Here is a 9,732-nt window from a genome sequence, read left to right on the forward strand (position 1 = left end):
CACCCTCTTTGCACGGATCAGACCATGCGGGGCCCGGAAAGGCCAGCGCCGGAGGCCAGATGCGGCGCGATGCCGGCGGAGGTGTGGCCCGGTAGCGCCAGCAGCCGCAGGGCCGCGGTGTGCCGCGACGTTTTTGCCAAGTTTTCCCCTTGAAACCGCAATAATATTGCGCGAGTAATGCGGTGCAAACCCGCCTGCTGCAGTGCAACATGACGCAGACGGCACCCCGAGACCTCTGACAAGCGGAAGACCGACATGTCGAAGCAAAAACTCAGCGTCGTGGTGACCCGGCGCCTGCCCGAGGTTGTGGAATCCCGGATGAAGGAGCTGTTCGACGTCGAACTGAACGAAACCGATGTGCGGATGACGCGCGAGGAACTGGCCGCCGCGATGCGCCGCGCCGATGTGCTGGTGCCCACGCTCAGCGACCATATCGACGCGAACATGCTCGCCCAGGCCGGCGAGAAGCTGAAGCTGATCGCCAATTTCGGCGCCGGGGTGGACCATATCGACGTGTCCAGCGCCCGCCAGCGCGGGGTTCTGGTGTCCAACACCCCCGGCGTCTCGGCCGATGACACCGCCGACATGGCGATGGCGCTGATCCTTGGGGTCACGCGCCGCATCCCCGAGGGGATGGCGGTGATGCAGGACGGCAAATGGCAGGGCTGGTCGCCGACCGCCTTCCTCGGCGGGCGCGTCGGCGGTCGGCGGCTTGGCATCCTCGGCATGGGCCGGATCGGGTTTGCGGTGGCGCGGCGGGCAAAGGCCTTCGGGATGCAGATCCACTACCACAACCGCAAGCGCCTGCGCCCCGAGGTGGAGGCAGAGGTGGGGGCAACCTATTGGGAAAGCCTCGACCAGATGCTGGCGCGGATGGATGTGGTGTCGGTCAACTGCCCGCATACGCCCTCGACCTTCCACCTGCTGAACGCGCGGCGGCTGAAGCTGATGAAGCCGACGGCGGTGGTGGTCAACACCTCGCGCGGCGAGGTGATCGACGAGAACGCGCTGACGCGGATGCTGCGCGCGGGCGAGATCGCGGGCGCCGGCCTCGACGTCTTCGAGCATGGGCACGAGATCAACCCCCGCCTGCGCGAGCTGCCCAATGTGGTGCTGGTGCCGCATATGGGCTCGGCCACCGTCGAGGGCCGGGTGGAGATGGGCGAGAAGGTCATCATCAACATCAAGACCTTTGCCGATGGTCACCGCCCGCCGGATCTGGTGGTGCCGGGGCTGCTGTGAGCTGAAGGCTCTTACCTTCTTGCCCGGAATCAAGGCGCTTCAGCGCCGCCGGGCAGCGCCCGTCCGCCCCCCGGGCGGGCGCTACTCAACGGTTCCGCGTAGAACGCCGGTGGAGTTGCGCCGCACCATAAAGCGCCTAGAACCTGCGTTGCAGCGCCCACCCGCGGACGGGCGCTGCCCTCTGACTGGGCCAGATGAAGACGCCAAGATGCCCGCGCCCATGGGCTGGCGCTCCCCGCCGCGGAATGCGAAACTCAGTCCAAGAAATGCGCAGGGCAGGGCAACAGATGGACCAGGGCAACGGGCAGGGCACGCGGATCTTCCTCGCGCTGCTGGTGGGCTATTTCCTGCTGCAATTCGGGCTGCGGCTGGCGCTTGGCGGCGCGCTGGAAACGGATGAGGCCGAGATGGTCCTGCTGACCCCCGGCTTCCGGCTGGGCTATGGCCCGCAGCTGCCGCTCTACAGCTGGCTTCAGGCGGCCAGCTTCGCGGTCTTCGGCAAGTCCACCTTCGCGCTCGCCATCGTCAAGAACCTGATGCTGTTTGGCACCTATGCGCTGGTCTTTGCCGCACTCCGTCCGCTTCTGCCGCTGCGGCTGGCGGTGGCCGGAACGCTGGGCCTTGCGCTGCTGCCCGACGTGTTCTGGGAGGGGCAGCGCGCCACTACCCATTCCGTCGCGCTGCTGCTGACGATTGCGGCAACCCTCGCGGCGGTCTCGGGCCTGCTCCGGCGGGGCCGGGCCGCCGATTACCTGCTGCTGGGGCTGGCCATCGGCCTCGGCTCGCTGTCGAAATACAATTACGCGCTGGTTCCGGTCGCCCTGGCGCTGGCGGGCCTGACCCTGCCGCTGATGCGGGCCCGGCTCGGCGACCGGCGCATCCTCGCCACGCTGGCGGTTGCACTGGCTCTCATCGCCGCGCCCGCCCTCTGGATGCTGCGCCACCCGGAGCTCGCCTTTGCCTCGGGCTACAAGCTGACGGTGGGCGAGGCGGTTGTCCAAACCCTGCCCTGGCTGACCGGTCTCGGCGACAGCTTCACCGGGATCGCCGCGGGGCTGGGGCTGGCCGCGCTGGTCGCGGCGGCCCTCGGTTTCGGCCTGCGCAACCGTGCCACCTCGCCGCTGACCGAACCGGGCGAGACCTTCGTGCGCCTGCTGACCCGCGCCGCGCTGACCGCCTTTGCCGTCTTCCTTGTGGGGGTCGTGTTCGCCGGCGCCACCCATGTCACCCCGCGCTGGCTGCTGCCGGTCTTCGTGCTGGCTGCACCGCCGCTGCTGATCCGTGCGGTGGCGATGGCGCGCCCCGCGGCCTTCCACGGGCTGCTGGGGGTGGTCGCGGTGCTGGCGGCGCTGACGGTCGTCGGCATGGCCGGGGCGCGGATGTATGGCCCGGCCCGCGGCGCGGTGGACTTCGCCGATGTCGAGGCGGCGCTGGCCCGTTTTGAGCCCGAAACGACGCCGATCCTTGCCGACTTCTATGTCGGCGGCAATCTGGCGCTGCGCAATCCCGGCTGGCAGGTGGCGCCCTTCCTGCCGACACAGGCCCCGCCCGCACCCGGCACGCCGGTGCTGGTTCTGATGCGCACGAACCTCAATCTGGAAAGCAATCTCGGCCGCAGTGGATGGCCTGCCCCCGAGACAGCGCAGGTGCTGGACAGCCTCGATTTCACCGTGCCCTTCCGCTTTACCGACGCCGAAACCCTGGCCCTTTCCGCCCGGCTGGTGGCGCGGCCCTAAGCCGCGCTGCGGCGCAATCGCGCATCATGTCGTTTTCGTCCCGCAGATGTCGGGCGCGCCGTCCTGAAATTCCGGCAGTCTGGCATTCGTGGGCAAACAGCGCTTCAGGAGTCGCCCGATGAAAACCCATGTTCGTGCCCTTGTCGTTGGCGGCGGCGCCGTCGGAAACGGGATCGCCTATCACCTCGCCAAGGCCGGCTGGGACACGATGCTGCTGGAGCGGGACGAGCTGACCTCTGGCTCCACCTGGCACGCCGCCGGCCTCTTGCCGCTGTTCAACATGGGCTATGCCACCACCCATATCCACAAATACAGCGTCGATTTCTACAAGACGCTGGAGGCGGAAACCGGGCTCAATGCCGGCTTCGCGGTTGTCGGCAACCTGCGTATGGCGCAGACCGATGCGCGGATGGATGAATACATGCTGTATTCCTCGGTCGCGGAAACCGCCGATGTGTATCACGAATTCCTGACCCCGGCGCAGATCAAGGAGCGCTGGCCGCTGGTGCGGACCGAGGACCTGAAGGGCGCGCTGTTCCACCCGCAGGACGGCTATATCAACCCCGCCGACGTGACGCAGGCGATGGCCAAGGGCGCGCGCCAGCTGGGGGCCGAGATCGTGCGGCGGATGCAGGTCGACAGCTACGAATGGACCGGGTCCGAGTGGGTCGTGCGCGGCCACAAGATGGTGGAAAAGGGCGGGATGCTGGTCGCCTCGGATGAGGCGTTCGAGATCCATGCCGAGCATGTGGTGACCGCCACCGGCAACCACGCGCAGCGCACCGCGCGGCTGCTGGGGCTGAAGATCCCGGCGATTCCGGTGGAACACCAGTATATCGTCACCGAACCCGACCCGATGCTGGCCGCCTGGCGCAAGGCCGGCAATCCCGAGCATCCGGTGCTGCGCGACGCCGACGCGAAATGGTATGTGCGCGAGGAGCGCGGCGGCTGGATCCTTGGGCCTTACGAGCGCAATGCGCCCGCGCGCTTCCTCTATGACGTGCCCGAAAGCTTCCGCGCCGACCTCTTCCCGCTGGATCTGGAGCGGATCGAGGAGGAATACATGAGCATGATCCACCGGATTCCCTCGTCGGAAACCGTGGGGCTCAAGGACGATTTCAACGGCCCGATCTGCTACACCCCCGATGGCAACCCGCTGGTCGGCCCGGCGCCGGGCCTGCGCAACATGTGGCTGGCCGAGGGCTTTTCGTTCGGCATCACCGCGGCGGGGGGCACGGGATACTACCTTGCGCAGTTGATGACCGAAGGTGAGGCCGAGATCGACATGGCCAGCCTCGACCCCAAGCGCTACGGCAGCTGGATCACTACCGAATACGCCGCGCGCAAGAACGAGGAATGCTATGAGCATGTCTTTGTCCTGCATCACCCCGATGAGGAACGCGAAGCCTGTCGCCCGCTGCGCACCGCGCCGGTCTATGACCGGCAAAAGGCGCTTGGCGCCCAGTTCGGGCAGGTGAACGGGTGGGAGCGGCCGAATTACTATGGTCCGCTGGATGCCCCGTCGAACTTCGACCATGACAGCCGCAGCTTCCGCCGCGGCGCGTGGTGGGACTATGCGAGGTCCGAAGCCGAGGCGCTGCGCGAAACCGCTGGCCTGATCGACGCCACCGCCTTCACCAAGCATCTGGTGCGCGGCCCGGGCGCGACGGCCTTCCTCGACGGTTTCACCTGCAACAAACTGCCCGCCATCGGCCGCATCAACCTGACCTATGCGCTGACCGCGACGGGCACCACGCGGACCGAATACACCATCGTCCGTCTGTCGGAAAATGAATACTATCTGGTCTCTGCCGGGGCCTGGACGGCCTATGATGCAGATTATCTGAAACAGGCCGCCGAGGATTTCATCGCGGCGGGCGGCGGATACCTCGACATCCATGACGTCACGACGCAATGGGGCGTCTTCGGCCTCGCCGGGCCGAACTCCCGCGCGATCCTGAACGAGTTGGTGCGCGATGCGGTGCCCGAAACCGTGCTGTCCAACAAGCGCTTCCCCTGGCTGACGATGCGCAACATCGAGCTTGGCATGTGCCCGGTGCGCGCCATCCGCGTTGCCTATACCGGCGAGCTGGGATGGGAGCTGCACCACCCGATCGAGATGTCGGCCTACCTGTGGGACCAGCTGCAAACCGCTGGCGCCAAGCACGGCATGAAGCTGGTTGGCGCCCGCGCCCAGAACTGGCTGCGGCAGGAGAAATCCTATCGCGCCTTCGGCACCGAGCTCGGCCGCGACGCCACCCCGCTGGAGGCCGGGCTGGACCGGTTCGTGGACCTGTCGAAGGACTTCCACGGCAAGCAGGCGATGCTCGACACCGGCATCCGCAGCAAATGCGTGACGCTGCTGATCGACGGCCCCACCGATTGCGACCCCTGGGGGAAAGAGGCGCTGCTGCATGACGGCGCCAAGATCGGCCGCCTCACCTCGGGCGGCTGGTCGGTGGGCTTCGGCAAGCAGATCGGCATGGGCTATGTGCGCCCCGACCTCGCCGTCACCGGGCAGAGGCTGAAGGTGCGGATGCTGCGCAAGCTGTGGGATGCCGAGGTGGTGGAGGACAGCCCCTTCGATCCGTCGAACGCCCGCATCCGCAAGGATGGTTGAGGCCGCTACAGGTCCCGCTCCGGCGGGCGGGGCCTTGCTAGACCTTCCTGCGCCGCAGGTCGCGGATCAGCGAGATCGCGGCGCCAAGCCCGAACCCCGAGATCGTGGCGATGAGCGCGGCCATGGCCGCGCCCATCTCGCAGCCGCCTGAACTGCCCGCGCCGCAGGCCCCTTGCAGGTGACCCAGCCCCAGCACCAGAAACAGGGTCAGCGGGGGCAGGGCCAGCAACCCCAAAAGCCCCCACAAGAGCGCCCGGAGCGTCAGCTTGAGGGGCGTGTAGCGCGGCATCAGCCGGTCTCGGCGCATTCGACGAGGTTGGTGGGCAAGGTCGTGCAGACATGGGTCTGCGCGGGGGCCTCCTCCGCCGGCTGGACGCAGGCGGTCAGCGCGAAAAGCAGGCCGACTATAAGAATTCGCATCACGGCACCCTGAATTGATGGACGCTGTTCATAGCTGACCGGCCACAGTCGCGGCCGGAGAAATCACTTCAGATATGGGCCGAGTATAGGCCTAGGGCCCTCACCTCGCAACAATCCTGCAACGCGCTTCAGCGAGCGCGACTACTGGCTCCGTCGGGCCAGCCAGCGCGACCATTGCTGGCGCGAGCCACCGAAGGCGTTCAGGTCCACCTCGCCGGAAACCCCGCGCGCAAGGCCGGTGCCGGTATATTGCCAGAACGTCCAGTCATGCCCGGGATAGACCTGATCGGGATGCCCGGCGACCGACCGCAGCCAGAACTCCACCCCGTTCAGCCGCCACATCTCATTCTCGCGGAAGAAATCCACGGTGGTGTAGACCACCGGCCGCTGCCCATAATGCTGGGTGATGATCGCCATGAAGATCTGCGCCTCGGCGCGGATCCACTCGGGCGAGGGGCGGCCGGGGCAGTTGCGCGACCGCGTCCATTCCATGTCCAGCACCGGGGGCAGGGCGCCCCGCTCGGCCGGAACGTTCTGGATGAACCATGCGGCTTGTTCCTGCGCCGTGCGGCAGAAGTAGTAGAAGTGATAGGCCCCGCGCGGCAGACCGGCGCGGCGGGCGCCCTCCCAGTTGGCACGGAACATCGGGTCGGCGACGTCGCCGCCCTCGGTCGCCTTGATCCAGGCGAAGGACACCCCGCCCGAGGCGACGCCCTGCCAGTCGATCGGGCCCTGCCAGCGCGACACGTCGATGCCATGCACCTCATATCCCGCCGGGGTGCGGCCATACCACGGATGCGGCGCGGCATCGCCGAATTGCGGCGGAATGCCCTGCGGATGCTGTCCGCCGCAGGCCGCTACAATCACCGCCACGGCGATGACCGCCAGCCCCTTGATCCATCCGCGCATCCGCTGCCCCTGCTATCCAGCCCGCGGGCCATTCGGCCCCGCCTCACTTTTTTGCGACTCTGCCGGAGGGGGGGCGGATTGTCACGGGGGGCAGGGCAGGGGCAACGAAAACGTGTCCGGGCTACATACCTTTGGCGGCCGCCAGCTCATCCCAGCAGGCCAGCGCATGTCCGGCATACATCATCGCCGGGCCACCGCCCATCTGGACGGCCATCGCCAGCACGTCGCCCAACTCCTCGCGCGTGGCGCCTTCCTTCATCAGCGCATCGACATGCAGCACGATGCATGGCTCGCAGCGCACGCCGACGGCGATGCCAAGCGCGATGAATTCCTTCTCCTTCATCCCCAGCACGCCGCCCTCCTTCACGCCCTTCGACAGCGCGCTGAAGCCCTTGGCGGTTTCGGGAATCGCCTTGTAGAGCGTGCGCAGCTCGTCGCGCATCGTGTCGATCTTGGTCTGGTAGTCCATGTCCGTCTCCTGCTTGCGTGTGGGAGAGATTTGGCATGGACCGCGGACCCGCACCTTGATGCGGGTCAACTTATGCAGCGTTCCGAATGCGTTCAGCCGAACCGCGCCGGCGACAGCGCGGCGACGGTGGCGGCATCGACCGCCGGGGCGCGCCCGGCGATCAGGTCGGCCGCAAGCTGGCTGGCAGCAGGGCAGGTCTGGAAGCCGTAGCCGCCTTGCCCCGCCAGCCAGAAGAAATCCGGCACCCGCGGGTCCGGCCCGATCACCAGCACCCGGTCGGGCGCGAAGGTGCGCAGGCCCGCCCAGTTGGAGATCATGCGGGTGACAGGCTCCGTCACCATCGCCTCATACCGCGCCAACCCCTCGGCCAGCACCATGTCATCGGCCCAGGCGTCATGCGGGTCCATCGGGTGTTCTTCGGCCGGTGAGACGATCAGCGCCCCGGCATCGGGCTTGCAATACCAGCCTTCGCCGGCGCCGAACACCATCGGCCAGCGGCTGACGTCATGCCCGCCGGGCGCCGGGATCCGCGCCATCGACCGGCGGTTGGGCTGGAACCCCAGCGGCCGCACCCCCGCCATCTGCGCCACCCCGTCGACCCAGGCCCCGGCGGCATTGACCAGCATCCGCCCGGAATGGCTGCCCGCTTCGCTGGTCACCGTCCAGCCGCCGGCACCCCGCGCAATGCCCGTCACCCGCGCGCCGGTGACGATGGTTGCGCCATTTCCCCGCGCCTCGCGCAGGAAGTTCTGGATCAGCAGGTCGGTGTCGATGTCCTCGGCATGGGCCGCATAGCCCGCCAGCGCCACCGCCTCCGGGTTCAGGATCGGAACCATTCCCCGCGCCTCATCCACGCTGATCTGGTCCAGCGCCATATCGGCGATGTCCTCGGCAAAGGCCTCCGCCTCGCTCTGCCGCGCCACGATCATCATGCCGCGCGGGCTCAGCACGCCGCCATGCGCGTGGCGGTGATGGTCCTCGCTGGCAAGGCTCAGTTCCACCACCGGCGCGAGGCCATAGCGCGGCTCGAACAGCGCCGCCGAGCGGCCCGAGGCGTGGTAGCCAAGCGCCGGTTCCGCCTCCAGCAGCGTGACGCGGCCCAGATGCGACAGCCGCGCCGCCGCCGAGATGCCGGCGATGCCGCCGCCGATGATGAGGAAGTCCTGCATGCCCGTCTCCTGCGATCAGAATGCAAGAGGGGGGCACCCGTGCCCCCCTCTGCCGTGTCAGGGGTGCCGCGCTTATTGCGGGATGTCGCCCTCGATGCCTTCGACATAGAAGTTCATGCCGGCCAGCGTGCCATCATCGGCCACTTCGCCCTCGGCCAGCCAGGCAGAGCCGTCCTGCTTGTTCAGCGGGCCGGTGAAGGGGTGGTAGGACTTGTCGGCAATCGCCGCGGTCAGCGCCTCGGCCTCGGCCTTCACTTCGGCCGGCACCGCATCGGTGATCTCGCCGATCACAACTTCACCCTCGCCGATCCCGCCCCAGGTGTCGGTCGAGGTCCAGGTGCCATCCAGCATCGCCTGCACGCGCTTGATGTAATAGGGCGACCAGTCGTCGATGATCGAGGACACGCGCGGCGAGGGCGCGAAGTCCAGCATGTCCGACGCCTGGCCAAATCCGATCACGCCTTCGGTCTTGGCAGCCTCGGCCAGCGGTGCGGTCGAGTCGGTATGGGCCAGGATCACGTCCACGCCCTGCTCGATCAGCGCCTTGGCGGCATCGGCCTCTTTCGCGGGGTCGAACCAGGTATAGGCCCAGACCACGCTGATCTCGACATCGGGGTTCACCTTCTGGGCGTGGATGAAGGTGGCGTTGATGCCCTGGATGACCTCGGGGATCGGGAACGAGCCGATATAGCCAATCTTGTTCGATTTGGTCATGTGCCCGGCGATGGTGCCCATCACGGCGCGGCCTTCGTAGAAGCGGGCATTGTAGGTGGAAACGTTGTCGGCGCGCTTGTAGCCGGTGGCATGTTCGAATTTCACATCCGGGAACTTGGCCGCCACGTTGATCGTCGGGTCCATGTAGCCGAACGAGGTGGTGAAGATCAGGTCCGCGCCCTGCATTGCCATCTGGGTCAGCGCGCGCTCGGCATCGGCGCCTTCGGGCACGCTTTCCAGATAGACGGTCTCGATCTTGTCGCCGAATTCCTCTTCGATGGCCAGACGGCCCTGATCGTGCTGGTAGGACCAGCCCAGATCGCCGATCGGGCCGACATAGATGAAGCCCACCTTCAGCGGGTCTTGCGCCAGCGCCGGGCCGGCCAGCGATACGGCGATCAGCGCGGCGGCGCTGGACTTGAGCAGGGTTCTGCGTTGCATGTTCGGGGTGCT

At 67.4% G+C, this 9,732-nt stretch carries 9 protein-coding genes; 3 read left to right on the plus strand and 6 right to left on the minus strand.

Annotated elements, in window-relative coordinates:
* The first annotated feature begins 255 nt into the window (after positions 1 to 255).
* From GVY41_RS05895 to GVY41_RS05905, 3 genes are all read left to right on the plus strand, one after another.
* Positions 256 to 1,242, plus strand: a complete 987-nt coding sequence (locus tag GVY41_RS05895; RefSeq protein ID WP_161344463.1) for a 2-hydroxyacid dehydrogenase — start codon at positions 256 to 258, stop codon at positions 1,240 to 1,242.
* A gap of 287 nt (positions 1,243 to 1,529) precedes the next feature.
* On the plus strand, positions 1,530 to 2,978 hold the full coding sequence (locus tag GVY41_RS05900) for a glycosyltransferase family 39 protein (protein ID WP_161344461.1): 1,449 nt from the start codon (positions 1,530 to 1,532) through the stop codon (positions 2,976 to 2,978).
* Positions 2,979 to 3,096: 118 nt separating this feature from the next.
* Positions 3,097 to 5,598: a GcvT family protein gene (locus GVY41_RS05905; RefSeq protein ID WP_161344459.1), complete on the plus strand. Its 2,502-nt coding sequence runs from the start codon at positions 3,097 to 3,099 to the stop codon at positions 5,596 to 5,598.
* A 37-nt stretch (positions 5,599 to 5,635) separates the two neighbouring features.
* Here the strand turns inward: GVY41_RS05905 and GVY41_RS05910 are convergent, their stop codons facing one another.
* From GVY41_RS05910 to GVY41_RS05930, 6 genes are all read right to left on the minus strand, one after another.
* A complete protein-coding gene (locus GVY41_RS05910; protein WP_161344457.1) occupies positions 5,636 to 5,887 on the minus strand; it encodes a hypothetical protein in 252 nt (83 codons plus the stop codon).
* Positions 5,887 to 6,018 carry a hypothetical protein gene (locus tag GVY41_RS20505; RefSeq protein ID WP_268234497.1) on the minus strand — a complete coding sequence of 44 codons (132 nt, stop codon included), beginning with the start codon at positions 6,016 to 6,018 and terminating at the stop codon, positions 5,887 to 5,889. The genes GVY41_RS05910 and GVY41_RS20505 overlap by 1 nt, the downstream gene beginning before the upstream one ends.
* A 141-nt stretch (positions 6,019 to 6,159) precedes the next feature.
* A complete protein-coding gene (locus GVY41_RS05915) occupies positions 6,160 to 6,927 on the minus strand; it encodes a glycoside hydrolase family 25 protein (protein ID WP_161344456.1) in 768 nt (255 codons plus the stop codon).
* 121 nt (positions 6,928 to 7,048) lie between these two features.
* Positions 7,049 to 7,396 (minus strand): carboxymuconolactone decarboxylase family protein, encoded by a 348-nt coding sequence (locus GVY41_RS05920; protein WP_161344454.1) that lies wholly within the window; start codon positions 7,394 to 7,396, stop codon positions 7,049 to 7,051.
* A gap of 92 nt (positions 7,397 to 7,488) precedes the next feature.
* On the minus strand, positions 7,489 to 8,565 hold the full coding sequence (locus tag GVY41_RS05925; RefSeq protein WP_161344452.1) for an NAD(P)/FAD-dependent oxidoreductase: 1,077 nt from the start codon (positions 8,563 to 8,565) through the stop codon (positions 7,489 to 7,491).
* 72 nt (positions 8,566 to 8,637) lie between these two features.
* The gene (locus tag GVY41_RS05930) at positions 8,638 to 9,720 is read right to left on the minus strand and encodes a BMP family ABC transporter substrate-binding protein (RefSeq protein ID WP_161344450.1); all 1,083 of its coding nucleotides are present in this window, start codon (positions 9,718 to 9,720) and stop codon (positions 8,638 to 8,640) included.
* Positions 9,721 to 9,732: the final 12 nt, after the last annotated feature.

This window comes from Frigidibacter albus (assembly GCF_009908165.1).
Classification (GTDB): domain Bacteria; phylum Pseudomonadota; class Alphaproteobacteria; order Rhodobacterales; family Rhodobacteraceae; genus Frigidibacter; species Frigidibacter albus.

What these genes read in the sequence shown, in the direction of transcription:
- GVY41_RS05895 (WP_161344463.1), top strand. Translation starts at nt 256, where the DNA reads ATGTCGAAGCAAAAACTCAGCGTCGTGGTGACCCGGCGCCTGCCCGAG.
- GVY41_RS05900 (WP_161344461.1), top strand. Translation starts at nt 1,530, where the DNA reads ATGGACCAGGGCAACGGGCAGGGCACGCGGATCTTCCTCGCGCTGCTG.
- GVY41_RS05905 (WP_161344459.1), top strand. Translation starts at nt 3,097, where the DNA reads ATGAAAACCCATGTTCGTGCCCTTGTCGTTGGCGGCGGCGCCGTCGGA.
- GVY41_RS05910 (WP_161344457.1), bottom strand. Translation starts at nt 5,887, where the DNA reads ATGCCGCGCTACACGCCCCTCAAGCTGACGCTCCGGGCGCTCTTGTGG.
- GVY41_RS20505 (WP_268234497.1), bottom strand. Translation starts at nt 6,018, where the DNA reads ATGCGAATTCTTATAGTCGGCCTGCTTTTCGCGCTGACCGCCTGCGTC.
- GVY41_RS05915 (WP_161344456.1), bottom strand. Translation starts at nt 6,927, where the DNA reads ATGCGCGGATGGATCAAGGGGCTGGCGGTCATCGCCGTGGCGGTGATT.
- GVY41_RS05920 (WP_161344454.1), bottom strand. Translation starts at nt 7,396, where the DNA reads ATGGACTACCAGACCAAGATCGACACGATGCGCGACGAGCTGCGCACG.
- GVY41_RS05925 (WP_161344452.1), bottom strand. Translation starts at nt 8,565, where the DNA reads ATGCAGGACTTCCTCATCATCGGCGGCGGCATCGCCGGCATCTCGGCG.
- GVY41_RS05930 (WP_161344450.1), bottom strand. Translation starts at nt 9,720, where the DNA reads ATGCAACGCAGAACCCTGCTCAAGTCCAGCGCCGCCGCGCTGATCGCC.